This is a genomic window from Rhodococcus sp. BP-332 (genome assembly GCF_019836065.1).
GTDB lineage: Bacteria > Actinomycetota > Actinomycetes > Mycobacteriales > Mycobacteriaceae > Rhodococcoides.
Genome location: NZ_JABUEC010000001.1, coordinates 462752 through 487098 on the forward strand (window position 1 = coordinate 462752; position 24347 = coordinate 487098).

The following is a 24347-nucleotide window of genomic DNA, read 5'->3' on the forward strand; positions in this document are numbered from 1 at the left end:
GAGGTCTCTCCCACAGAACCAGTGATGTTGTCTCGTGTGACCACTGTGTCTGCCGATGACCCGGATCGAGGCAGGGCTCGATCGTGCTGACGGGTCCTTCGCAAGCTGGGGATACTCCCCTCCTGAGAACAACCATGCCACAGCCCCGGCCGTATGGAGGCACGCGAAGGGTAATGCACAGGTAAAACTCAGCTAGCGTGAGAGTCAATTCACAACGGGGCCACCGTCACTCGTCCGGATTGTCCGACTCTCCCGGATCCCCGCCCTTGATCGACCACAGCAGCCCGTCCAACTCGTCGGGCTTGACCAGGACGTCGCGGGCCTTCGATCCCTCGCTCGGGCCGACCACGCCGCGCGTCTCCATCAGATCCATGAGCCTGCCGGCCTTGGCGAAGCCGACGCGCAACTTGCGCTGCAGCATGGACGTCGAGCCGAACTGACTCGTCACGACGAGTTCGACGGCTTGGAGCAGCACGTCGAGATCGTCGCCGATGTCGGCGTCGACGTCCTTCTTCTCCGCGGCCTTCTGCGCGGTGACGCCCTCCTGGTACTCCGGCTCCGCCTGGTTCTTGGCGAAGTCGACGACCGCGGTGATCTCCTCGTCGGTGATGAAGGCGCCCTGCAGACGGGTGGGCTTGCCCGCGCCCATCGGCAGGAACAGGGCGTCGCCCATACCGATGAGCTTCTCCGCACCCTGCTGATCCAGGATGACGCGGGAGTCGGTCAGCGACGACGTGGCGAACGCGAGCCTGGACGGGACGTTGGTCTTGATCAGGCCCGTGACGACGTCGACGGACGGGCGCTGGGTCGCGAGCACGAGGTGGATGCCGGCCGCGCGCGCCTTCTGCGTGATGCGGACGATCGCCTCCTCCACGTCCCGCGGCGCGGTCATCATCAGGTCCGCGAGCTCGTCGACGATCGCGAGGATGTACGGGTAGGGCTTGTAGACGCGCTCGCTGCCGAGCGGTGCGGTGATCTCGCCCGACTTCACCTTCTTGTTGAAGTCGTCGACGTGGCGCACCCTGTTTGCCTGCATGTCCTGGTAGCGCTGCTCCATCTCCTCGACCAGCCAGGCGAGGGCCGCGGCAGCCTTCTTCGGCTGCGTGATGATCGGCGTGATGAGGTGCGGGATCCCCTCGTACGGGGTCAGCTCGACCATCTTGGGGTCGATGAGGATCATCCGGACCTCCTCCGGCGTCGCCCGCGCGAGCAACGACACCAGCATGGAGTTGACGAAGCTCGACTTGCCCGAGCCGGTGGAGCCCGCCACCAGGAGGTGCGGCATCTTCGCGAGGTTGGCGCTGACGAAGTCGCCCTCGATGTCCTTGCCGAGGCCGATGACCAGAGGATGGTGATCCTTGCGGGTCGAGGGCGCCGTCAGCACGTCGGCCAGGCGGACCATCTCGCGGTCGGAGTTGGGCACCTCGATGCCCACCGCCGACTTGCCGGGGATGGGGGCCAGCAGACGCACGTTGTCGGTGGCCACCGCGTACGCGATGTTGCGGGCGAGCGCCGTGATCTTCTCGACCTTGACGCCCGGTCCGAGCTCGACCTCGTAGCGCGTGACCGTCGGTCCGCGGGTGAAGCCGGTGACGGCGGCGTCGATCTTGAACTGCTCGAGGACCTCGGAGATCGCCTCGATCATCGCGTCGTTCGCCTGGCTGCGCGTCTTCGGCGGATCGCCGTCGATCAGCAGGGACAGCGAGGGCAGGACGTAGTCGCCGTCGACGACGCGGTCCACGACGAGTTTGTCGTCCTCCTTCGGCTTCGGCGGAGTCGCCGCGACGACCGGAGCGGGCTTCGGCTTCGGCGTCGGCTCGACCACCGGTTCCTTCGCACGCGTGCGGACGGGCGGCGGCACCGGCACGTACTCGGTGGGAGCGTCGTCCACCGGTGCCGACTCCTCCACCGGGTACGCGTCGGCCGGCGCGGACGATCGGCGGCGGCGCGACCTCGCCGGCTTCTCGTCGACCGGGTAGCCGTCGGCGTCGAACAGGGCCGGGTCGTACTCGTCGTACGAGGAGCCGTAGCCCGCGGAGTCGTACCCGTCCGGTGCGAAGTCACCGAGGTGCGACTCCTCCTCCCAGTCCTCGTAGTCGCTGTACTCGTCGCCGCGGTTCGCCGTACCGAACAGGGTCCGCAGACGCGCGGGGATGTCGCGCACGGTCGTCCCGGTGAGGAGAAGGACGCCGAACAGGACCGCGAGCAGGAGCAGCGGCACGGCGAGCCAGACGGTGACCCCGCTGCTGAGCGGACCGCCGACGACGAAGCCGACGAAGCCGCCGCCGGACGCACGCCCGGCCAGGTCGTCCGGTGATCCGGAACCCAGATGCCAGAGTCCGAGCATCGGCAGGCCGACCAGCAGAGACCCGAGGACGAGCCGGGGGCGGTCGTCGGGAGCGGGTTCGGTCCGCATCAGGGCTACGGCGACGCCGATGCCGAGCAGCGGCAGCAGGATGGCCGCGCTGCCGACGACGGCGCGCAGCCCGATCTCGATCCACTCCCCGACCGGGCCACCGGCCGAGAACCAGAGACCGGCGGCGACGACCACGCTGACCGCGAGGCACCCGAGGGCGATGCCGTCGCGGCGGTGGCCGTGTTCGATGTCGGCGGCCTTGCCGACGGTGCGAGTGGTGGCACCGAGTCCGCGCGCGGCGAGGCCCCACCCCTTGCCGATGCCGCGACCCACGGAGTTCAGGGCCGCGCGACCGGGCGAGATCGTGCGCTTGGGGGCGCTGCGAGGTCGGGCTCCGGACGACGACCGTGCGGTACCGGACGAGCGAGTCGCCGGGGTGCGCCCGGTGGACGACCGGGGGGCGGTGGGCTTGCGCGGCGTCGTGACCGTCCGCCCGCGTCCGGTGGAGGCACCACTCGTGCCGGTGCCTGCCTTGCTCGATCCGGCCGCGCCGGATCGGGACGCGCGCGTACTCGTCTTGCCTGCCATACCCGTCAGGCTAGTCGGTCGACCCCATCCGGACCATCCGCAACACCAGTAACAGCTCGCCCGCTGTCACACGCCGCGGTCGAGGCCCTTCACCGCGGCGACGTCCGCCTGGTCGCCGTCGAACTCCAGCACCACCGCATCGCGGCCGAACGCGTGCAGCACCAGCTCCGACGGATCCCCGCGCAGCGCCACCCGGCGCGAGGCCGACTTCTTCCCGAACGTGCGCCGACGACCGTCCGGGGTCTCCACGTCCACCGCCACGGGGGCTCCCCTGTAGGCGACACGGCCGAGCAGACCCAGCAGACCCCACAGGGCGGTCTGCATCTCGGCGCTCAGTTCTCGCGGAGTCGGTGCGGATCCGTCGGCCCGCCGGACGTCCTCGTGGTGGACGAACATCTCCCCGAGGTTGATCTGCGCGTCGAGGAGCTTGTACGGCGACCACACCGGAGGTCCCGTGCGCACGTCGTCGACGAGGCCCACCCACTCCCCCGCGGCGACCGAGTCCTGCACGCGGCGCGTGTACCCCGCCAGCGGCGGCAGGAAGATGCCCGGAGCCGCATCGAGGCGGCGTTCGCGGATCACCAGATGCGCCGCGAGATCCCGGACGGTCCAGTCACCGCACAGGGTGGGAGCGTCCGGACCGACCTTCGCCATCGTGTCGGCCAGTTCCAGACGTTCGTCGTGCGCAAGGCTCATGACACACGAATCTAGCCGTGTCGTACGGTCGCCGGTGTGCCCGTCTCCGAAATAGTCCTCGTGCTGCTCGCGGGGTTCGCCGCCGGTGGCATCAACGCCGTCGTCGGGTCAGGAACGCTCATCACGTTCCCCACTCTCATCGCCTTCGGTTACCCACCCGTCACGGCGACCATGAGCAATGCGATCGGACTGGTGGCAGGCAGCGCCTCCGGCGCATGGGGCTACCGACGCGAACTACGCGGCCAGTGGTCGCGGTTGCGCTGGCAGCTCCCCGGATCGCTGCTCGGCGGCGTGCTCGGTGCCTGGCTCCTGCAGCACCTGCCCGAGAAGACCTTCACCGCCGTGGTTCCGGTGCTGCTGATCCTGGCGCTGGTCCTGGTGGTCACCGGCCCCCGCATCCAGGCCTGGGCACAGAAGCGCTCCGAGCCGGACACCGCCGCCGGGATCGGCCGCGGACGCTTCGTGCTGCTGGTGATCGGGACGTTCGCCGTGGGTGTCTACGGCGGCTACTTCACCGCGGCCCAGGGCATTCTGCTGATGGGCGTCATGGGAGCGTTGCTGCCGGAGAACATCCAGCGCATGAACGCGGCCAAGAATCTGCTGTCGCTCGTGGTCAACGTCGTGGCGGCGGCATCGTTCATCATCTTCGCCTTCGACCGGATCAGTTGGGCGGCAGCCGGTCTCATCGCCGTCAGCTCCCTGATGGGCGGCGCGGTGGGAGCACGGTACGGCCGGCGTCTGTCACCGCGGGTGCTGCGTGCCTGCATCGTCCTGCTGGGCCTCGTCGGTCTGTACAACCTGCTCGCCTAGCCGGCCGACGACGGGGCGAGAGACACGACAGGCCGGCGCCGGGGTGTCCCCGGGGCCGGCCTGTCGAGTGCGACCGTGTCAGCTCGGCGTGACCTCGAGCACGGTCGGCACGATCATCGGCTTGCGGCGGTACTTGTCCGCCACCCAGCGACCGACGATGCGGCGGACCGACTGCGCGATGCGGTGCGTGTCCCGCACACCCTCGCCGGCGAGACGCACCAACTCCGCCTCGACCAGCTGCGCCGCTTCCTTCAGTGCCGCGGGATCGTCGGAGAAGCCGCGACCCGAGACCTCGGGAGTGCCGACGGACTTGCCGGTGGTGGTGTCCACGGCCATGGTGATGGCGATGAAGCCGCCCTCACCGAGGACGAGGCGGTCGGACAACGTCGAGTCGCCCACGTCGCCGACGGACAGGCCGTCGACGTACACGTGGCCCACCGGCACCTGGCCGACGATCTCGGCGAGGCCGTCGACCATGTCCACGACGACGCCGTCCTCGGCCAGCACCACGCGCTCCTCCGGCACACCCGTCGACACCGCGAGAGCGGCATTGGCGCGCAGGTGCCGCCACTCGCCGTGCACGGGCATCGCGTTGGTGGGACGGACCGCGTTGTAGAGGTACAGCAGCTCGCCGGCCGACGCGTGGCCGGAGACGTGCACCTTGGCGCTCTGCTGCGTGACCACCTTGGCGCCACGCTTCGCGAGCCCGTTGACGACGGCGAACACGGAGTTCTCGTTGCCGGGGATCAGCGACGACGCGAGGACGACCAGGTCGTCGGCACGGATGTTGATCTGACGATGCTCACCCCGCGCCATCCGGGACAGCGCGGAGAGCGGCTCGCCCTGCGAGCCGGTGGAGACCAGGACCAGCTTGTCGTCCGCGAGCTTCGTCGCGGTGTCCATGTCGACCTCGACACCCGAGGGCACCGTCAGGTACCCGAGCTCCTGGGCGATGGCCATGTTGCGCACCATCGACCGCCCGACGAAGGCGACCTTGCGGTTGTAGCGGTGTGCGACGTCGATGACCTGCTGGATGCGGTGCACGTGGCTCGCGAACGACGCGACGATCACGCGGTTCCTGGCCTTGCCGATGACCGTGTCCAGGACACCGCCGATCTCACGCTCGGGCGTGACGAATCCGGGCACCTCGGCGTTGGTGGAGTCCACCAAAAAGAGGTCGACACCCTCGTCGCCGAGTCGCGAGAACCCGCCGAGATCGGTCAGGCGGCCGTCGAGCGGCAGCTGGTCGAGCTTGATGTCGCCGGTGTGCAGCGCGACACCGGCATCGGTACGGATGGCGACGGCGAGCGCGTCGGGGATCGAGTGGTTGACCGCGAAGTACTCGAGCTCGAACGGTCCGTGGTTCGTGCTCTCGCCCTCGCGCACCTCGACGAGCTTCGGCTTCTGGCGGTGCTCACGGCACTTCGCCGCCAGCAGCGCCAACGTGAACTTGGAGCCGATGACCGGGATGTCCGGGCGCAGGCGCAGCAGGAACGGCACGGCACCGATGTGGTCCTCGTGACCGTGGGTGAGCACCAGGGCGACCACGTCGTCCATCCGGTTCTCGATGTGACGGAAGTCCGGGAGGATCAGGTCGACACCGGGCTGTGCGTCCTCGGGGAAGAGCACACCGCAGTCGACGATGAGCAGCTTGCCCTTGTGCTCGAAGACCGTCATGTTGCGGCCGATCTCGCCGATGCCGCCGAGAGCGACGATGCGGAGACCGTTCTTCGGTGCCTTGGGCGGAGCTCCGAGTCGCTGCGTCTTGTCCACGACCGTGCGCGCATCGGGTCGCTGGATGGCAGCGGAGTTCTGCGGGGTGCGCGCGGGACGCGACCGAGGACCGCGGCCCCCACCCGAGCCCGAGTTGCCGTTCGACGATCGCGAGCCGCCCGACTGGCGGTCGCGGCCGGTCGGCGCGTCCTTCACGGGCGCCTCCTTCACGGGAGCGGCTTTCGCCGGCGCCTGCGCCGCGGGGGCATCCTGCACGGGCGCGGCCTCGGCCTTCGGTGCAGGAGGAGCGGGCTGCTGTTCCTGCGGAGGAAGTTCCGCGGGCGGTCCGGCACTACGGGTGGCACTGCGCCGCCTGGGCGGTCGAGTCATCAAAGAACTCCTGCACGGTGAAGATCGGCTGCCAGAGCATCGATCTGATCGGTGGACGGTGGAACTTGTGGCAGACGGGGCTCCCCCACGTCGATGCCGAGAAGTCGAAGGCCCGCCTTGGAGCCCGTGACGCCGCCGAGTCGGGCGAACGACCGCACGATCGGGAGCAGACCGACGTTGATGGCCTGCGCTGCGGCGATGTCGCCCGCGGCCCAGGCGGAGTGGAGATCCCGGAGCTTGCCGGGCACGAGGTGCCCGATGACGCTGACGAAGCCGACGGCCCCGACGGACAGCCAGGGCAGATTGAGCGGGTCGTCGCCCGAGAAGTACTCGAGACCGGTCGAGGCGATGAGTTCGGCTCCCGCGGCGAGGTCGCCCTTCGCGTCCTTGACGGCGAGGATGCGCGGATGATCGGCGAGGCGACGCAACGTCTCCGTCTCGATCGGCACCACCGAGCGGGGCGGGATGTCGTACAGCATGACGGGCAGATCGGTCGAGTCGGCCACGGCGACGAAGTGGGCGTACAGGCCGGCCTGCGGCGGGCGCGAGTAGTACGGGGTGACGACGAGCAGTCCGTGTGCCCCGGCGTCGGCGGCGGCACGAGCGAGTTCGATGCTGTGCGCGGTGTCGTTGGTACCGGCGCCGGCGACGATGCGAGCGCGATCTCCGACGGCAGCGACCACGGCGCGCAGCAGGTCGGCCTTCTCGCGATCCGTCGTGGTCGGCGACTCGCCCGTCGTTCCCGAGATCACGAGGCTGTCGCACCCGCTCGAGACCAGATGCGCGGCCAGTGCGACGGAGGCGTCGATGTCGAGAGCACCGTCCGGAGTGAACGGTGTCACCATCGCGACGGAGACGGCACCGAACGGCGAGGGCGTGCTGCTCGTCTGCACTCGTGCCGCAGTGTCGACAGTCCCCGCAGCGTCGACAGTCCTCGCGGTGTCACCGATGGTCATGGTCAGGAAGGTTACCCGGTCCCCGTCCGGCCGCCGGACCCCCACGACCCGCGCCGCCTATTCCCCCGCGTACGAACTCCTGGCGACTTCCGTTCCGTCGGCCAGTGTCTCGATCTCGAAGTCGGCGAAGACGTCGGGTGCGACCTCGACGAGGCGCCGCAGGCAGGCCACCGCGAGCCGTCGGATCTCGAGATCCGCGTGCTCGGAGGCCCGCATGGTGACGAAATGCCGCCACGACCGGTAGTTCCCGGTCATCACCAGGCGCGTCTCCACGGCGTTCGGGAGCACCGAGCGCGCGGCCTGCCGCGCCTGCTTCCCGGCGACGACCGCAGGCGAGTCCGCACCGGTCTCCGCTTCGAGTGCGGACAGCAACGCGTCGTACGCGGCACGGGACGAGTCGGTCGCATTCTGGAACAACTCACGCAACGTCGCGTCGGACTCGAGAGCTGGAGGCACGACCATCAGCGCGTCGCGTTCGGACACCGAACGCTGGGAGAGCTGAGAGAAGGAGAAGTGGCGGTGCCGGATCAACTCGTGACTGCAGGATCGTGAGATGCCGGTGATGTAGAAACTCGCGGACGCGTGCTCGAACACCGACCAGTTCCCCACGGCCAGTAGATGGTTGAGATACCCGGCGTTGGTCGCGGTGCGCGGATTGGGCTTCGACCAGCTCTGGTAGCAGGCCCGGCCGGCGAACTCGACCAACGCCTGACCGCCGTCGGCGTCGGTCTCCCACGGCACCTCCGACGGAGGGGTGAAGGACGTCGCGGCCACGAGCTGAACGGACAACGGGGCACCGGCTCGATGCTCTGACACTGGACGCTGGGACATTCGACACAGACTATGGGGTGGCGGAGTCATCGAGAGACGGCGCGTACCTCGCGGCCCAGGTCGGCCGCGAGATCACCACGGTCACCGACCACGACGTCGGCCACGTCCAGCCATCGCGCCATCTCCGTCACCGACGCGGCCAGCGCCGCCGCCACCTCGCCACGGCGGCCGCGGGCGTCGACGGAGGGCTCGGTGAACGCACCGGGCACCGTGAGCACTCCGGCGGAGCGATCGACCCGGATGTCGACGCGGGCGACGAGCTCGTCGTGCAGCAGGAACGGGAAGACGTAGTACCCGTACGTCCGCTTCGGCTCGGGCGTGTAGATCTCGATGCGGTAGTGGAAGTCGAAGAGACGCTCGGTGCGCGGACGCCCGAAGATCAGCGGGTCGAACGGGCACAGCAGTGCGGCCGCCTCGACCGACCGCGGTACCCGGGTGTCTCGATGCAGGAAGGCCTGATCCCGCCACCCGGTCACGGTCACGGGCACCAGCACGCCCGCGTCCACCAGGTCGGCCACGGCCCGAGTGGTCTGGGCCGCCGACAGCCGGTAGTGATCGCGCAGGTCGGCCGCCGTGGCGACCCCCATCGCCTCGGCCGACTTCTCGACGAGCTGACGCACCGCGTCCACCTCGTCCACCCGTCGCGACACGACGTCCGGGGGCAGCACGCGCTCGGCGAGGTCGTACAGCCTCGTGAACCGTTCCCGCCGCGGTACCGACAACACGCCGCCGGCGAAGAGCTGTTCGCACACCACCTTGACGTCACTGTGGTCCCACCACGGCCCCTTGGGGCCGGGTCTCCGGCGATCCAACAGAACTTCGAGCTCTCGCGCGGTGACGGGCCCCTGGTCGCGGATCGCGTCGAGCACGTCCTCCACCAGTCCGGGACTGCGCGCAGCGACCCTCGCGGCGCCGCCCCACCGACCGTGCTCGTACTGATCCATCCGCCACCGCATCAGCGGCCAGTCGGCGACGGGCAGGAATGCCGCCTCGTGCGCCCAGTACTCGACGAGCAGGCGCGGCGATCGCGCCGTGTCGGTCCACGCCGCATCGTCCAGCGCCTGACAGTCGTAGGGGCCGACACGACTGAACACCGGCGCGTAGTGCGCCCGCACCGCCGCGGACACCGAATCGATCTGCAGCAACTTCGTCGAGCGCACCACACCCGCCACCGCGCGCCTGCCGGAGACCGCACCGGACCGCGCTCGACCGAAGCCCTGGGCCGCGACGGCCGTGCGACGCGCTGCCGCCGCGGACAGCTCACGCATGGGCACCGCCCGCGTTCGTCCGGGCGTGGGTCACTCCGGCGTCGACGACGGACACCAGGAGCAGCACCGCACCGACGGCGCCCACCGCCGTGAGTCGTTCGTCCAGCAGGATCACTGCCAGGACGGTACCGGTGAGAGGTTCGAGGAGTGCGACGACCGCCGCCGTCGACGCCGCCGCGGTCCGCAGTCCGCGGAAGTACGCGCTGTAGGCCACAGCCGTCGGGACGAGGGCGAAGCTGAGCACGAGGAGAATGCTCGTCACCGACACGACCGGGAGCAGCGCCGTGCGGTCCGTGGCTGTCGCTGCCACCGCGAGCAGCGCCCCGCCCAGCACGAACGACCATCCGGTGACGACGGTGTCGTCGCCCTGCGCGGCATGTCGACGACCGACGAGGGTCATCGTCGCGAACGCACTGCCCGACACCACCGCCAGAGCGCCGCCCACGACGGTGGACCGCAGATCGCCGTCGGCCGGGGAACCGACGAGCAGCCCGAGCCCCGCGACACCGACGACGACGGTCCGCACGACGGCACCCGCCGGGCGGCGACGTGCCGTCAGCGACTCCACGAGGACGACCACCACGGGAGCCGACCCGATGGTCACCAGGGTCGCGGCCGCCACGCCCGCCGTGATGGTGGCCGCGAAGTAGGCACCCTGGAAGACCGCGGCGAGTGTTCCGATGACGGCGATGCGACGCCACACAGGTCGGCCGCGCGGCAGGACGCCCCCGGTCGCGGCCACGACCGCGAGGAGCATCAGCCCGCCGAGGCCGAGCCGGTACGCGGCGACCGCGGTGGACGGGAGGTCCGCGGAGCGACCCAGCGCGGTTCCGAGAACACCGCCGGTCCCCCACAGCACGGCGGCGACGACGAGCAACGCCACACCTGATCGCGGCGCACTCGTGTGCGGCACCGGCAGCCTCCTCACCCTCACGTGTCCAGCGACCGTAGCGCCGGTGGACAGTACTGCTCACTCCGGCGTAACGTGCGTAACAGTACAAGCGTACTGTTTGCCAGCCCGTCGAAGGAGCCATCATGTGGAGCCCGTCCGACTACCTCACCTTCGCCGACGAGCGCACCCGTCCGTTCCGCGAACTGCTCGCACGCATCTCTGTCGGGAGTCCCCGGCGCGTCGCCGATCTCGGCTGCGGCCCGGGCAATGCGACGGCGTTGCTCGCGCACCGCTGGCCGGACGCCGCCGTCGAGGCGTCGGACAACTCGCCGGACATGGTCGCGGCCGCGCGCGCTGCCGGTCTGGACGCCACCGTGCTCGACGTGCGGGACTGGGTGCCGTCCTCCGACACCGACGTCGTCGTCTCCAACGCGACTCTGCAGTGGGTGCCCGAACACCGGGAACTGCTGGCGCGCTGGCCCGGCCAGTTGCCGGACGGTGCCGTGATCGCCGTCCAGATGCCCGGCAATTTCGATGCACCGTCGCACCGCATCATCCGGGACCTCGCGACATCGGACGCCTGGGCACCGCGACTTCCCACTCTCGAGCTGCGGCACGCGAACGCCGTGGACGATCCCGAGCAGTACGCCGACCTGCTGGCCGCCCGGGGTTGCGCCGTGGACGCCTGGGAGACCACGTACGTCCAGCAACTCCGTGGTGCCCGGCCCGTTCTCGACTGGGTCTCCGGCACCGCTCTCACCCCGATCTTCGACCTCCTCGACGAGAAGGGTCGGGACGAGTTCCGCGACGACCTCGCTCCGTTGTTGGCCGAGGCCTACCCGGCACGATCCGACGGGACCACCTTCTTCCCGTTCCGACGCGTCTTCGTCGTCGCGGTGGTGCGGAACGGCTGACGAGCAGGACGGTGCGGCCGAACGGATACTCTCGAATCATGCATCGGTCGGCGCTCGTTCCCCTGATCCTGTCGGCCGCCCTCCTCGCCGGGGGCTGCGGCAGGGCCGTCGAGGGACGTCCGACGGCCGACGCGTGGGTGCCCACCGCCGACAATCCCGACCCCTCTCTCGCGCTCGACGGCATCGAGGTGGTCGACTACCCGCCCGCCTACCACGTACTGCCGAACTACCGTGTGGCGTACGCCTTCTCACCGCCGATGGGTGGTCGACACGACAACGCGTGGGCGACGTGCACCGGCGTGGTCTATCCGGAGGCCGTGCGCACCGAGAACATGGTGCACTCCCTCGAACACGGTGCCGTGTGGATCGCATACGACCCCGAAGCGCTCGACGACGGCGAGATCGCAGCGCTGGCCGCGCGGGTGGAGGGCGAGCCGTACCTGATGATGTCGCCGTATCCGGGCATGGATCGCCGGATCTCGCTGCAGTCGTGGGGGCATCGCCTGGCAGTGGAGAGCAGCGACGACGAGCGCATCGACCGTTTCGTCTCGGCACTGCGCCTGAATCCGAACACTTTCCCGGAGCCCGGCGCGACGTGCGCGACCCTGCCCACCACGTTCGACACGGCGAACCCGCCGGCGTTCGTCGAGAGCGCGCCGGATCCCGCATCCCCGCTGACCCTTCCGGAGTGATCAGGCAGGCATGATCGTCGCGGCCACCGTGCCACCGAGTTCGACGAGCCGTTGCCGCGCAGCGGCGTCGAACCCGGTCACCTCGACGGGCACCGCGGCCGGCTCGAGGCCCCATCCGCTCACGATGCTCGTCAGTGCGCGCACCGCGCCCGCAGTGTCGTTGTTGCCGTACACCCAGGCGCCCCAGGGCTTTCCGTTCATCGACCCGAGCGTCGGGTAGTACACCGTGTCGAGGAAATGCTTGAGAGCACCCGACATGTACCCGAAGTTCGCGGGAGTGCCGAGGAGGATGCCGTCCGCGTCGACCACGTCGGCGATCGTGGCACCCAGGGCCGGGCGCACCCGGACGTCGACACCCTCGATGTCGGGATCCCGCGCCCCGGCCAGCACCGCCTCGAGCATCTCCGCCATGGGCGGCGACACCGTGTGGTGCACCACCAGCAGGACGGTCACGCGCTCTCGGTGCGCTCGAGTTCCACGGCGCGCCGCATGATCTCGCGTGCGCGCCCGCGATCGCCCGCGTAGTCGTACGCACGGGCGAGACGGTAGTTCGTGCGCCAGTCGTCGGGCGACTTCTCGTACTCCGCCTTGACGTCCGCGAAGAGCGAATCCGCCGCGCCGCGCTCGATGCGCCCGGACGGCATGCGCGGAAGGTCGTCGACGTCCAGCTCGAGATTCTCGTCGTGGATCCGACGGGCGAGGTGCTGGTGCCGGAAACCCGCCCGCAGCGTCGCCACCACGATCCACAGGCCCAGCAGCGGAAGGATCAGCACACCGATACCCAGCCCGATGTTCACCGGACCGCCGAGCTGGATGAAGTCGATCCCCCGCCCGCCCAGAATGACGAAGTAGACGCCGAGAACCAACACCATCACGGCGATGATCGCGACCACTCGCGAATACTTGCTCACTCCGACCGTCCTCCGGACTTCCCGCTGCTCATCACAGATCCATCAGCGGTTCGATGCCCAACGTCAACCCGGGCCGCGCCGCGATGGACCGGACGCCCAGCAGCACACCGGGAGTGAAGGAGGTGCGGTCGATCGAGTCGTGCCGGATGGTGAGAGTCTCGCCCTGCGTTCCCAGGAGCACCTCCTGGTGCGCCACCAGACCGGCGAGGCGCACGGAGTGCACACGCACTCCGTCGACGTCGGCGCCGCGCGCACCGTCGAGTTCGGTGGTGGTCGCGTCGGGACTCGGGCCCACTCCCGCCGCGCGCCGCGCGTCCGCGATGAGCGCCGCCGTGCGGTACGCGGTGCCGGACGGCGCGTCCGCCTTGTTCGGGTGGTGCAGCTCGATCACCTCGACCGAGTCGAAGAAGCGTGCCGCCTGCTGCGCGAACGCCATCGACAGCACGGCGCCGATGGCGAAGTTGGGAGCGATGAGCACTCCGGTCGCGGGCGAGTCCGCGAGCCAGGACCGCACCTGATCGAGTCGCTCGTCGTCGAACCCGGTGGTGCCCACGACGGCATGGATCCCGGCGCCGATCAGGTACTGCAGGTTGTCCATGACGACACTGGGATGGGTGAAGTCGACCACGACCTGCGCGCCGTTCTCGGCGAACGTCTCGAGCCGGTCGTCCTTGTCCACGCGAGCGACGAGCTCCGTGTCGGCCGCGGCCTCGACGGCCTCGCACACCGCCTGGCCGACCTTGCCGGCCGCGCCGAGTACTCCGACACGTATCGCCTCTGTCACCTGTTCACCCCTCACCTGGAACCGTCGGGGACAGCCTAGTGGTCGAACTCGATGACCTGACGAATCGCCTTGCCGTCCGCCAGTTCGTCCATCGCCCGGTTGATCCCGTCGAGCGTGATGCGTGAGGACACCAGTTTCTCCACCGGGAAGCGGCCCTCGCGCCACATCTGCTCGTACGTCGGAATGTCCCGTTCGGGAACGGCGGACCCGAGGTAGCTCCCGACGATGGTCCGCGCCTCGGCCACGAGCGTGAGGGGCGAGATCGACGCTCGGGCGTCCGGCGACGGCAGGCCCACTGTCACGGTGGTGCCGCCCGGAGCAGTGGCAGCGAGAGCGGTCTCGAAGGCGCGCGCGTTGCCGGCGGCCTCCACGACGATCTGGGCACGCACGCCGGACTCGGCCAGTTCCTGCGGGGTGTACACGGACGTGGCGCCCAACTCGCGGGCCGTCTCCAGCTTCTCCGGCATCGAATCGACCCCGATGACGTCGCCCAGTCCGAGCGAGGCCGCGGTGAGCACCGCGGCCATGCCCACTCCGCCGAGCCCCACAACCATGATGGTGTCGCCCTCGGTGGGGGACGCGGCGTTCAGCAGTGCGCCGCCGCCGGTGAGCACCGCGCACCCGAGCACCGCGGCGACGGCCGGCGGGACGTCGTCACCCACGGGCACCACCGACCGCCGGTCCACCACCGTGTGCGTCGCGAAACCGGACACCCCGAGATGGTGCTTGATCTCGACGCCGTCGCGGCGCAGCCGCACGTCTCCGCCGAGCAGAGTGCCGGCGTTGTTGGCCGCGCTGCCGGGGATGCACGGTGTGCGCCCGTTCGACCGGCACCCCGAGCACTCACCGCATCGAGGCAGGAAGGTCATCACCACGCGCGTGCCGAGCGCGAGATCGACCCCCGGGCCGACGCCCTCGACGATGCCCGCAGCCTCGTGCCCCAGCAGCATCGGGACGGGGCGCACGCGGTTGCCGTCGACCACCGACAGATCGGAATGGCACAACCCCGCCGCCTCGATGCGTACGAGGATCTCCCCCTCGCCGGGAGGATCGAGCTCGAGCTCGGACACCGTCAGGGGACGCGACTCCGCGAACGGCCGCGAACGGCCGATCTCTTCCAGGACAGCTCCGCGAATCTTCATGCCGCCACGTTAACCCGGCGGCGTCGGCGGTTGCGGCACTCTGGGATTGAGAAGATGCGCGACCAGCGCGGTCCAGCCGGTCTGATGGCTGGCGCCGAGCCCCTCTCCGGTGTCCCCGTCGAAGTACTCGCTGAAGGTCGGATGCTCCGACCACAGCGGATCGTCCGAGGACTCGATGCGATCGCCGTCCGACGGCCGACCGGATCCGCGCACGCGGAACAGGTCCGCGAGGCCGTTCTCGATGATCTCGGCGGCCTCGACCAGGGTGCGCTGCACGCCGGACCCGGTGGGGATCTCGATGGTGAACGTGTCGCCGAAGTAGCGACCATAGGCGCGGAGCTTGTCGGCGAGCAGCACGTTGACGGGGAACCACACCGGACCACGCCAGTTCGAGTTCCCGCCGAACATCGACGTGCGGGACTCCCCCGGCTCGTACTCGATGGACAGTGATCGGCCCTCGACCTCCATCGTGACGCCGTCGCGGTAGGACGCGGACAGCGACCGGATACCGAAGGACGACAGGAACTCGTCGCTGTCGAACATGCGCTCGAGGATGCGCCGCAGCCGATCGGGATCGACGAGGGCGAGGAGCATGCGCCAGGTCCCGTTGTCGTTGCGCGACATCATCGGGGACACCAGATCCGGTCTCCGGTGCTGCAACCACCGCAAGCGAGACGTCAGGTCCGGACACTCCTTCGGCACCCACGACGGGATCTCGGTGGCCCCCAGGATCGGCAGGAGGCCCACCATCGAGCGCACCCGCAGCGGCACCGCGTCACCGTGCGGTGGGGCGAGGACGTCGTAGAAGAATCCGTCCTCCTCGTGCCACAGCGACATCTGCGCCGACCCGAAGGATCCCACGGCCTCCGCGATGGACAGGAAGTGCGCGAAGAACTTCGTCGCGACGTCGTCCCAGGCGGAGTCGTGGCGTGCCAGTTCGATCGCGATCTTGAACATCTGCTGGCAGTAGAACGCCATCCAACTGGTCGCGTCGGACTGCTCGAGTCGGAAACCGGGAGGCAGTGGTTCCGAGCGGTTGAACATCCCGATGTTGTCCATCCCGAGGAAGCCGCCCTCGAAGATGTTGGAGCCGCCCGCGTCCTTGCGGTTGACCCACCACGAGAAGTTCAACAGCAGCTTGGTGAACACCCGGACCAGGAACTCACGGTCGCGGTGTCCGTCGATGCGGTAGACCTGCCACACCGCCCAGGCGTGGACCGGCGGGTTGACGTCTCCGAACTCCCACTCGTACGCGGGCAGTTGACCGTTGGGGTGCATCGCCCACTCGCGACACATGAGCACGAGCTGTTCCTTGGCGAAGTCCGGGTCGACGTGCGCCAGCGGGATGGTGTGGAAGGCGAGATCCCATGCGGCGAACCACGGGTACTCCCACTCGTCCGGCATGGAGACGACGTCCGCGAGCGAGAAGTGCGACCAGGCATGGTTGCGGGCGGTCGCGTCGAGTCGCGACTGCGGCGCCGACGCTCCCACCGGATCACCCTGCGCCCACTCGCGTACGTCGTAGCGGTAGAGCTGTTTGCACCACAGCAGGCCGGCGTAGGCGCGCCGTGCGACGTGGCGGTCGGCCGCGGACAGATCCGGGCCGATGACGTGGTCGTAGAACTGGTCCGCCTCGTACCGTCGGTCGGCGAGGACCGCGTCGAAGCCGGGGCCGAACGTGAACGAGTCCGGCACCGCGGTGCTCAACCGGAGACGGATGCTGCGGGTCTCGCCGGGCGCCACGTCGTCGAGCGAGTACCAGAACGCACTCTTCGTCCCCGTGCCGTCCGGATTGACGGCCGACTCGTCGCCCTCGACGATGCGCCGACCGATGCCGTCCTTCGTCCAGGCCGAGAGGTTCTCCGCGGCGCCGAACAGCTCCACCGCATTGGTCTCGTTGTCGCAGAACAGCACTCGCGCATCACCCTGAGCGGCGAGGTGGTACCGGCCGAGAAAACCGTGCTCCGCACGCACCACGGCCATGTCACCGGGAAGCGCGTCCGCCGTGACGTCGACGATGGAGGCGGTGCGATCGTCGCGCCCCCAGGACCACGTGTTGCGCAACCACAGATGCGGCACCACGTCGACCGATGCGGCCTCGGGCCCGTGATTGGTGACGTCGACGACGATGCACACGTCGTCCGGCGACGCCTTGGCGTAGGTGACGACCACGTCGAAGAACCGGTTCTCGTCCAGCACCCCGGTGTCGGCCAGTTCGAACTCGCGGTCCATGCGTGTGCGCGCGCGGCTCGCCTCACGCAGCCCCTCGTAGGGGTACTCGGCCTGCGGGTAGCGGTAGAGCCACGTCATCCAGCTGTGGGTGGGCGTTCCGTCGAGCGCCCACCAGTACTCCTTGGCGTCCTCGCCGTGATTGCCCTCACCGTTGGTGAGTCCGAACAGCCGCTCCTTGAGGATCGGATCGCGCCGGTTCCACAGGGCCACCGAGAAATTGAGGAAGCCGAAGCGGTCGCAGATGCCCCCGAGGCCGTCCTCGCCCCATCGGTAGGCGCGCGAGCGGGCGTGGTCGAAGGGGAAGGACTCCCAGGCGTTGCCGTCCTCGGAGTAGTCCTCGCGCACGGTGCCCCACTGACGGCCCGCGAGATACGGGCCCCAGGTACGCCAGGCGCTCTGTGCTCCGGGCGATTCGGCGAGCCGAGAGTGCTCGACGGTCGGGTGTGCAGGCTGATCTGCGGCGTCGGTCACCGCCACAGTGTGCCCCGAGGGACGCGGACGTGCATCGCACCGGAGGCCCGGGCGTCACACCGCCGCGGGAAATCCCCGTCCGGGCGCGCTGACGGTGCAGCCGGTGACCAGACCGGCCAGAAGTCCGACGAGACCCGCGACCGAGGCCGACGGGTGGGACAGGTCGAAGAGAGTGCCCGGCGCGAGACCCGCACGGACGGCGAGATCGGACACCGACGCGGCCAACTCCTCGTGCGTGACGGTGACGCGTCCGGTCGTGCCCGGACCGAGCGCGACGAGGGCGGGCCGCCAGGCGTCGAGTGCGGTGGGCCGGCCGGCTTCGGTGAGACCCTGATCCCAGGCGGGCGACTCCCACCAGACACCCTCGTGATCCACGACGGCGTCGAGACGAGCATCGAACGTCACCGACGCGGCCGGTACGGCACCGACGGCCGCGCAGGCGTGCGCGCGGAGCACGTCGGGAAGTTCGGCGTCGACGGCGAACAGGGGATGCCCGGAGGCGAGGACGGCCAGGACGGAGGTGACCGCGTCGACCGAGCCGTCGGCGAGTACGGCGAGCGGGACGCGGTCGCGGGAGTGGGCACGGCGCAGCGCGGCTCCGCGGTTTCTGGCGGCCACGGCGAGCTCACCGTAGGTGATCGAGTCGGCGGGTGAGACCAGCGCGAGACTCGACGGGTTCCGCCGCGCCACCGCGTCGATCGCCGCGACGACACCGCTCTGGAGCGCCGACGACGGCGGTGCGTCGAGCACGCCGCGCGGGTGGAGACCGGTCATACGGCAACACCGCCAACTGCCGAGGAAACTATCGGCGATCAGGTCAAGGACTCCATAACCATACCTGAAGTATGTTTCCATTCGTAACACTCACCCCCGAGACTGTGAGAAGTCACGGTGTCAGTCGCCGACGTATCCCAGCTTGCGGCTGATCTCGAGGGCCGCACTCATCGCGTCCGCCGCGACGGACGCGAAGTCGTCCGGTTCGAGCCGGTAGGCCGGACCCGAGACGCTGAGCGCAGCCACGACGTCCCCGGTGTGGTCACGCACGGGCGCGGACACCGCGTTCAGACCAATCTCGAGTTCCTCACGCACTGAGGCCCAGCCCCGCGAGCGCACCGCCTCGAGCTCCTGCTCCAGCGCGGTCGACGAGGTCACCGTGGTCTCCGTGAAGGAGTCCAACCGGGACGGGAGGCGCCGACGTACCTCGTCCCGCGACAGTCCGCTGAGGAGAATCTTCCCGCTCGACGTGGCGTGGACCGGGCTGCCCTGGCCCACCCACGTACGCAGCGCGACCTCGGACTCGGACCGAGCCTTGACGATGTTCACGGCGCGGTCCTCGTCGAGCACCGCGAGGTTGGTGGTCTCCCCCACCTTCTCGGCCAACATGTCGCAGATGCCCTGCGCTGCCTTTGCGAGGTCGCGTTCGGCCGTCGCGGACCCGGCGAGGCGGACGATGGTGAACCCCAGCCGGTACTTGCCCCGTTCACCCACCTGCTCCACGAAGCCGCGGGCGTCCAACACCCCCAGCAGCCGCGAGACGGTGGACTTGTGCACCCCGAGTTCGTCGGCGATGGCCGTGACACCGGCCGTCCCGAGTCGAGCGACGATCTCGAGGACCTCGAGAGCGCGGTCGACCGACTGCACCGCGGTACCGCGCGTCACCGCTCTGCCCGCGTCGTCGCCGTCGTCGGTGCCGGACGTGTCGGACACGGAGATCTCGGAAGAAGCCATGATGGTGTCCGATTCTATCCGGCACCGGGTGTCAGCGGTCGCGCACCGCGCGGGGCACGGGGACACCGACGGTGGACGCCACGTGGCCCACCCTGCGCTGGACCGACGCGATCTCCCGGATCGCGTCCATCACCATGCTGCGCTCGAGGGGTGTCAGCTCACCGAGGGCCACGACGTCCGTCGGGGTGCGCCCGTCGCTCAGGCAGTTCACCTGATGGCCGAAACGCAGGTGCTGCAGCCGCTCGAACACGTCGACGAGCACGCGTGAGTCCAGTTCCGACAGCAATCCGTTGCCCGCCGCCGCGGTCAGCCGGGCGGGTGTCGACGCGCAGGCGACGCCGACACTCATACCGCCCCACCGCGCCAGGTTCACGATCGGCGACACCGCGTGCGACTTGAGATCCACCGTCGTACCGCGCCGCGCGAGCACGTCCCGCACCGACCGCACCCGTGCTCGGGTGGCCAGCGCATCGCGGAGCTGGAGCCGCAGCGCCTCGGGATGCTCGACGGCCATCTTGCGGTACGCGTCCGGAACCGAGTGGAGATCGGGATCGCCCCACACCACCCGGCCGTCGACCAGGAGCGAGGACATGACGATGCCGCGATCGCCCAGGGGGTCGTCGAGCCAGCCGCTCGCGGCCGCGCGCCACGCGGAGGCCGATCGGGCGAAGCGGGGGCTGGACGCGATCGCGTTGTTGGTGTCGGCGGGCAGTCCACAGGCGTCGAGCGTGCGGTGCACGGCGCGGGCGAGGCGGCGGAGCGCCTCCTCTCGGCCGGCGAGGCCGTCGCTCCACGACAACGCGCTGTCGACGTCGGACGACGGCATCGCCTCCCGTCGTCCGACGCTTCCCAGCGACAACCACGCGAGATCGCGGCCGCGCAGCGGGGTCGGCGATGCCGCGATCGCCAGCTCCACGGCACGACGGACGAGGGCGTCCACCACCACGGACAGGATCCCGGACGCGGCCCCCGCGGTGGTCCCGGTGCGCCACAGGTCGACGATCAGCGGACGCAGACCCGCACTCACCTCGATCAACGCGTCGGTGGACACGGCTGCCTCGACGTGCCGACGCAACGAGAAGCTGCGGGTGGTCGAGTTGGCCAGCAGATCGGCGCTCTCGAGGACACCGATCAGACCGCCCCGGACATCGACGACCGGCATGTGTTGCACGCCGAGCTCGAGCATCTCGAGCAGGACGCCGGTGGGCGTCCGGTCCGCGTCCACCACGGCCGCGGGCACTGTCATGACGGATCCGATCCGCGTGTCCACCGGCACACCGGCGGCGACCACCCGCGTCCGCAGGTCTCGATCGGTGAAGATGCCGTACCGGCCCCGCGTCGTCGGGATCACCACAAACGACGACCCGCGCTCCGTCATCAGGCAGACTGCGTCGCGGATCGAGGTGTCGGCGTCCACGGTCGCCGCCGCACGACGCACGAGGGCGGCCGCGGTGCCGCCGGGCGCCGACGACAGACCGGCGCCGTCGGGACTCGGTGAGGCGATGGACCGGCCGCCGAAAGACTGCGCGATCGTGCGAGCCAGGTACGTCACGCCCGCGGGGCTCGCGAACACCGGTCGCACGGACGGACCCGGCAGGCGCACGACGACCGACGGCCGCGCCGCCGTCGCCGTGAAGGTCGTGCGCACACCGACGAGCATGGCCGAGAAGCCGAACAACCCACCCGGCTCGATCGTGTCGAGCGGCGCGGCGCCGTCGACGTCGTCGGGATGCAGCAGGTCGACGCTGCCGGACCACACCACCCACACCGCGTCGATGTCGTCGACACCCGGTCCGACCACGACATCGCCCGCCGCGTACTCGGCGGTGGACGCCGTCGCCGCCAGATCGGCGAGATCGCTTCTGGTCAGCGAGTCGAACGGAGAGTGACCGGCGAGGAATTCTGCGAGCGTGTCAGCCGGTGACGAGGTCGGCACACCGTTCCGCCATCGTCATCACCGTGATGTTCGGGTTCACCGCCGGCAGCTTCGGCATCGCCGACGCATCGACCACCCGCAGATTGTGCACGCCCTTGACGCGCAATTCGGGATCGAGCACCGCCATCGGATCCGACGCGGCACCCATCTTCGCGGTGCCGGCCGGGTGATACACGGTGTTGTGAGTGCGATGCACGTAGTCGAGGAGATCGTCGTCGGTGACGGCGTCCGGCCCCGGCGCCAACTCGCGGGCGATCCAGTCCTTCAGCTGCGGCTGGTCGGCGATGCGTCGAGCGAGCTTGAGACCCGCGAGCATCACGCGGTCGTCGTGCCCCTCGCTGTCGGTGAAGTACCGCGGGTCGACCTTGGCGCGATCACGGAAATCGCGTGAGCGCAGTCGGACGGTTCCGCGTGAACGGCCCTGTGTCACATTGGGAGTCAGGCAGAAGCCGTTGTCCGTGGTGGGGTAGCCCCAGCGCAGGGTGTTCATGTCGAACGGCACGCTGCCGTAGTGCATCATCACGTCCGGATACGTCAGATCGTCCTCGGTCGTGGCGAACAGGCCGATCTCCCACCACTGCGACGACGTGGTGACCATCGGCTTCGACGCCTCCCAGAACACCAGGCCCTCGACGTGGTCGTCGAGGTTCGCGCCGACGCCCGCCGAGTCGACACGCACCGGAATCCCCATCTCGCGCAGGTGCACCGAGGGCCCGATTCCCGACAGCATCAACAGTTTCGGAGTGTCGATCGCACCCGCGGTGACGATGACCTCACGGCGTGCGGAGACGACGTCGTGCCCCGTCAGATCAGGACGCTGATACCGCACTCCGGTGGCCGTGAGCGAGTCGTCGATGACGATCTCGCTGACCCAGCAGCCCGTGCGGACCTCGAGATTGGGGCGCGTCGCCATGATCGGATGCAGGTACGCGTGCGAGGTGGACATGCGCAACCCGTCGTCGGACGAGTTGATCTGGAACCAGCCGGCCCCGTTGAGCACCGTCTCACCGCGATTGAACTGCACGGTCGGCAGTCCCACGCCGGCCGCGGACTCGAGGACGGCGGCACCACACGGATCGAGTGGCGGAACGTCCCGCAGCGTCACCGGTCCGGTGACGCGCGAGACGTACGGGAGGATCGACTCGGCGTTCCAGCCCGTGGCGCCCATGGCCTCCCAGTCGTCCAGGATTCCGGCCGGTGGATGGAACGCGATGCACGAGTTGTGAGACGAGCAGCCGCCCAACACCTTCGCCCGCGCGTGGCGCATGAAGCTGTTGCCGCGTTCCTGCGGCTCGACGGGATAGTCCCAGTCGTAGCCGGAGTCGAGCAGATGCATCCACCGGTCGAGCACCAGGATGTCGTCGTTCCCGACGTCCGTGGGTCCCGCCTCGACCAGACACACGGTCACGGTGGGATCCTCGCTGAGGCGTGCGGCGAGAACACATCCCGCAGTTCCGCCGCCCGCGATGACGTAGTCGAAGATCGCGTCCGTCATACCTTCTCGCCTTCCGCCGTACCCGCTGTGGTGGTCGCTGCGTGTGACGTCAACGTACCGATGTGTCCGCGACCGACGGTGAAATACCACAGATATCCGAGCCCGAGGATGACACCGATGTAGACGAACGCACCCCAGGTGTTGTACCAGGGTGTCCCGTAGACGGCTTCGCGCGGCCACGCCAGATTCAGCGCCATGCCGGCGCCCCACACGACCGCAAAGATGTTGACGGGCAGACCCCAGCGACCCATCGTGAAGTAGCCACCCTCCTTCAGGTCCTTCGGCGGCCATTCGCCCTTCAGTCGCTTCTTCAAGAGCGGTCCCGTGACCATCAGATACGCCAGGTAGATCATGATGATCGCGATCGACGTGAGCACCGTGAAGATCTTGGGCTGCCCCACGTTGATCACCAGGATCAGGATCGAGAGCAGACCGATCACGACGGCGGGCACCACGGGCGTCTGGTACTTCGGATGCACGGTGGCCAGCCGCTCGCCGAACGGCAGCGCGTTGTCGCGCGCCATCGCGAAGGTGAGGCGGATCGCCGCCGTGTGCACCGCGAGCGAGCACACCGTGACGGCCACCAGGATGCAGATCAGGAACACCGTTCCCAGGGGTCCGGACAGCACCGAGGTGACGATGGACTGCAGTCCACCCTGCGGCGTGCCCAGCTCGGGATCGTTCAGATCCGGCGCCGCCATGACGGCGAACACGAGGATGGCGCCGCCGATGACGAACGACGCGAGGATGGCCCGCAGGATCGCCTTGGGGGCGGTACGCCGCGGTTCGACGGTCTCCTCACCGAGCGAGCTCGCCGTGTCGAAGCCATACATCACGTAGCCCGACGCCAGCGACGCCACGAGGAACGCGCCCAGGTACCCGGCACTCTCCTCGGTTCCGTACCCGTTGGTGGAGAAGAAGATCTCCGGGCCGCGCTGAATGTTGCACGCCAGGATCACGGCGATGAGCACGGCCGCGACGAGTTCGATGAAGACGCCGGCACTGTTGATCCGCGCCATCAACCGGATGCCCGCGGCGTTCACCAGAGTCGTGAACGCGATCATGATGGTGCCGAGAACGACGGCATTGGTGGCGTAGTCGTACTCCCCCGTGCCGTCCCCGATGAGCTGGAAGCCGGACCACAACCGAGGCAGGTTCACCTGCAGGGCGAGCACCACCGCCGACAACGTGACGATCGACGCGGTGAGCATGAGCCACCCCGACGACCATCCGACGATGCGGCTGCCGAGCAGCTTCGCCCAGTTGTAGACCGAGCCCGCCACCGGATACTTGGCCGCGAGTTCCATGAAACACAGCGCCACGGCCATCTGCCCGACGAAGACGATGGGCCAGGACCACAGATAAGCCGGGCCCGCGGACCCGAATCCGAAGTAGAACAGCTGGAACGTGCCGGTCAGGATCGAGATGTAGCTGACGCCGGCCGCGAAACTCGCGAACTTGCCCAGACTGCGGTCGAGAGATTCCTTGTATCCGAAATCGCCGAGACCGCCGTCCTCGACGTCGGAAGTGGAAGACACCATG

20 protein-coding genes are annotated in these 24347 nt (G+C 69.3%); 3 read left to right on the top strand and 17 right to left on the bottom strand.

Annotated features, from left to right (window positions below):
- Positions 1-226 precede the first annotated feature (226 nt).
- Together HQ314_RS02160 and HQ314_RS02165 are read right to left on the bottom strand one after the other, a co-directional pair.
- On the bottom strand, positions 227-2944 hold the full coding sequence (locus HQ314_RS02160; RefSeq protein WP_200933806.1) for a DNA translocase FtsK: 2718 nt from the start codon (positions 2942-2944) through the stop codon (positions 227-229).
- A 66-nt stretch (positions 2945-3010) separates the two neighbouring features.
- The gene (locus HQ314_RS02165; protein WP_222649173.1) at positions 3011-3640 is read right to left on the bottom strand and encodes a TIGR03085 family metal-binding protein; all 630 of its coding nucleotides are present in this window, start codon (positions 3638-3640) and stop codon (positions 3011-3013) included.
- Positions 3641-3676: 36 nt separating this feature from the next.
- On the opposite strand from HQ314_RS02165, the gene HQ314_RS02170 reads away from it, so the two are divergent.
- On the top strand, positions 3677-4450 hold the full coding sequence (locus HQ314_RS02170; protein ID WP_027505113.1) for a sulfite exporter TauE/SafE family protein: 774 nt from the start codon (positions 3677-3679) through the stop codon (positions 4448-4450).
- 78 nt (positions 4451-4528) lie between these two features.
- Here the strand turns inward: HQ314_RS02170 and HQ314_RS02175 are convergent, their stop codons facing one another.
- The 5 genes from HQ314_RS02175 to HQ314_RS02195 are packed head-to-tail and all read right to left on the bottom strand — an operon-like array spanning position 4529 to position 10521.
- Positions 4529-6553, bottom strand: coding sequence for a ribonuclease J (locus HQ314_RS02175; RefSeq protein ID WP_082544490.1), 2025 nt, complete (start codon positions 6551-6553; stop codon positions 4529-4531).
- Positions 6553-7509 (bottom strand): 4-hydroxy-tetrahydrodipicolinate synthase, encoded by a 957-nt coding sequence (dapA, locus tag HQ314_RS02180; protein WP_081821173.1) that lies wholly within the window; start codon positions 7507-7509, stop codon positions 6553-6555. The genes HQ314_RS02175 and dapA overlap by 1 nt, the downstream gene beginning before the upstream one ends.
- Positions 7510-7566: 57 nt before the next feature.
- The gene (thyX, locus tag HQ314_RS02185) at positions 7567-8340 is read right to left on the bottom strand and encodes an FAD-dependent thymidylate synthase (RefSeq protein WP_222630876.1); all 774 of its coding nucleotides are present in this window, start codon (positions 8338-8340) and stop codon (positions 7567-7569) included.
- Positions 8341-8366: 26 nt separating this feature from the next.
- Positions 8367-9608 (bottom strand): winged helix-turn-helix domain-containing protein, encoded by a 1242-nt coding sequence (locus HQ314_RS02190; RefSeq protein WP_222649174.1) that lies wholly within the window; start codon positions 9606-9608, stop codon positions 8367-8369.
- Entirely contained in the window at positions 9601-10521 is a 921-nt protein-coding gene (locus tag HQ314_RS02195) for a DMT family transporter (protein WP_222649176.1), read from the bottom strand. The genes HQ314_RS02190 and HQ314_RS02195 overlap by 8 nt, the downstream gene beginning before the upstream one ends.
- 122 nt (positions 10522-10643) lie before the next feature.
- Here HQ314_RS02195 and HQ314_RS02200 point away from each other — a divergent pair, with 122 nt between their 5' ends.
- Together HQ314_RS02200 and HQ314_RS02205 are read left to right on the top strand one after the other, a co-directional pair.
- Positions 10644-11414, top strand: a complete 771-nt coding sequence (locus HQ314_RS02200) for a trans-aconitate 2-methyltransferase (protein WP_056444928.1) — start codon at positions 10644-10646, stop codon at positions 11412-11414.
- A gap of 38 nt (positions 11415-11452) precedes the next feature.
- Positions 11453-12106 carry a DUF3105 domain-containing protein gene (locus HQ314_RS02205; RefSeq protein ID WP_222649178.1) on the top strand — a complete coding sequence of 218 codons (654 nt, stop codon included), beginning with the start codon at positions 11453-11455 and terminating at the stop codon, positions 12104-12106.
- Here HQ314_RS02205 and HQ314_RS02210 read toward each other — a convergent pair whose 3' ends face one another.
- The 10 genes from HQ314_RS02210 to HQ314_RS02255 all read right to left on the bottom strand — a co-directional run bounded on the left by HQ314_RS02210 (position 12107) and on the right by HQ314_RS02255 (position 24346).
- Positions 12107-12559 carry an NAD(P)H-dependent oxidoreductase gene (locus tag HQ314_RS02210; RefSeq protein WP_308119189.1) on the bottom strand — a complete coding sequence of 151 codons (453 nt, stop codon included), beginning with the start codon at positions 12557-12559 and terminating at the stop codon, positions 12107-12109. It abuts the gene before it with no gap.
- On the bottom strand, positions 12556-12978 hold the full coding sequence (locus HQ314_RS02215) for a hypothetical protein (protein ID WP_222649504.1): 423 nt from the start codon (positions 12976-12978) through the stop codon (positions 12556-12558). The genes HQ314_RS02210 and HQ314_RS02215 overlap by 4 nt, the downstream gene beginning before the upstream one ends.
- Before the next feature lie 70 nt (positions 12979-13048).
- Complete coding sequence (dapB, locus tag HQ314_RS02220; protein ID WP_027505103.1) at positions 13049-13801, bottom strand: 4-hydroxy-tetrahydrodipicolinate reductase; 753 nt, start codon at positions 13799-13801, stop codon at positions 13049-13051.
- A 35-nt stretch (positions 13802-13836) separates the two neighbouring features.
- On the bottom strand, positions 13837-14943 hold the full coding sequence (locus tag HQ314_RS02225; protein WP_056444936.1) for a zinc-binding dehydrogenase: 1107 nt from the start codon (positions 14941-14943) through the stop codon (positions 13837-13839).
- A gap of 9 nt (positions 14944-14952) precedes the next feature.
- On the bottom strand, positions 14953-17646 hold the full coding sequence (locus tag HQ314_RS02230) for a glucosidase (protein ID WP_027505101.1): 2694 nt from the start codon (positions 17644-17646) through the stop codon (positions 14953-14955).
- 54 nt (positions 17647-17700) lie between these two features.
- Positions 17701-18420, bottom strand: a complete 720-nt coding sequence (locus HQ314_RS02235; protein ID WP_222649180.1) for an AMP-binding protein — start codon at positions 18418-18420, stop codon at positions 17701-17703.
- Between the two features lie 120 nt (positions 18421-18540).
- The gene (locus HQ314_RS02240) at positions 18541-19374 is read right to left on the bottom strand and encodes an IclR family transcriptional regulator (protein WP_222649182.1); all 834 of its coding nucleotides are present in this window, start codon (positions 19372-19374) and stop codon (positions 18541-18543) included.
- 31 nt (positions 19375-19405) lie between these two features.
- On the bottom strand, positions 19406-21310 hold the full coding sequence (locus HQ314_RS02245; protein WP_222649184.1) for a DUF294 nucleotidyltransferase-like domain-containing protein: 1905 nt from the start codon (positions 21308-21310) through the stop codon (positions 19406-19408).
- The gene (locus tag HQ314_RS02250) at positions 21288-22805 is read right to left on the bottom strand and encodes a GMC family oxidoreductase (RefSeq protein WP_027505097.1); all 1518 of its coding nucleotides are present in this window, start codon (positions 22803-22805) and stop codon (positions 21288-21290) included. Before HQ314_RS02250 ends, HQ314_RS02245 begins: the two co-directional genes overlap by 23 nt.
- Entirely contained in the window at positions 22802-24346 is a 1545-nt protein-coding gene (locus HQ314_RS02255) for an APC family permease (RefSeq protein ID WP_222649186.1), read from the bottom strand. The genes HQ314_RS02250 and HQ314_RS02255 overlap by 4 nt, the downstream gene beginning before the upstream one ends.
- Position 24347: the final 1 nt, after the last annotated feature.

Bases quoted from the DNA above. Each gene is read 5' to 3' on its own strand.
- HQ314_RS02160 (WP_200933806.1), bottom strand. From the start codon at position 2,944: ATGGCAGGCAAGACGAGTACGCGCGCGTCCCGATCCGGCGCGGCCGGA.
- HQ314_RS02165 (WP_222649173.1), bottom strand. From the start codon at position 3,640: ATGAGCCTTGCGCACGACGAACGTCTGGAACTGGCCGACACGATGGCG.
- HQ314_RS02175 (WP_082544490.1), bottom strand. From the start codon at position 6,553: ATGACTCGACCGCCCAGGCGGCGCAGTGCCACCCGTAGTGCCGGACCG.
- dapA (WP_081821173.1), bottom strand. From the start codon at position 7,509: ATGACCATCGGTGACACCGCGAGGACTGTCGACGCTGCGGGGACTGTC.
- thyX (WP_222630876.1), bottom strand. From the start codon at position 8,340: ATGTCCCAGCGTCCAGTGTCAGAGCATCGAGCCGGTGCCCCGTTGTCC.
- HQ314_RS02190 (WP_222649174.1), bottom strand. From the start codon at position 9,608: ATGCGTGAGCTGTCCGCGGCGGCAGCGCGTCGCACGGCCGTCGCGGCC.
- HQ314_RS02200 (WP_056444928.1), top strand. From the start codon at position 10,644: ATGTGGAGCCCGTCCGACTACCTCACCTTCGCCGACGAGCGCACCCGT.
- HQ314_RS02205 (WP_222649178.1), top strand. From the start codon at position 11,453: ATGCATCGGTCGGCGCTCGTTCCCCTGATCCTGTCGGCCGCCCTCCTC.
- HQ314_RS02215 (WP_222649504.1), bottom strand. From the start codon at position 12,978: ATGGTGTTGGTTCTCGGCGTCTACTTCGTCATTCTGGGCGGGCGGGGG.
- HQ314_RS02225 (WP_056444936.1), bottom strand. From the start codon at position 14,943: ATGAAGATTCGCGGAGCTGTCCTGGAAGAGATCGGCCGTTCGCGGCCG.
- HQ314_RS02235 (WP_222649180.1), bottom strand. From the start codon at position 18,420: ATGACCGGTCTCCACCCGCGCGGCGTGCTCGACGCACCGCCGTCGTCG.
- HQ314_RS02240 (WP_222649182.1), bottom strand. From the start codon at position 19,374: ATGGCTTCTTCCGAGATCTCCGTGTCCGACACGTCCGGCACCGACGAC.
- HQ314_RS02250 (WP_027505097.1), bottom strand. From the start codon at position 22,805: ATGACGGACGCGATCTTCGACTACGTCATCGCGGGCGGCGGAACTGCG.
- HQ314_RS02255 (WP_222649186.1), bottom strand. From the start codon at position 24,346: ATGGTGTCTTCCACTTCCGACGTCGAGGACGGCGGTCTCGGCGATTTC.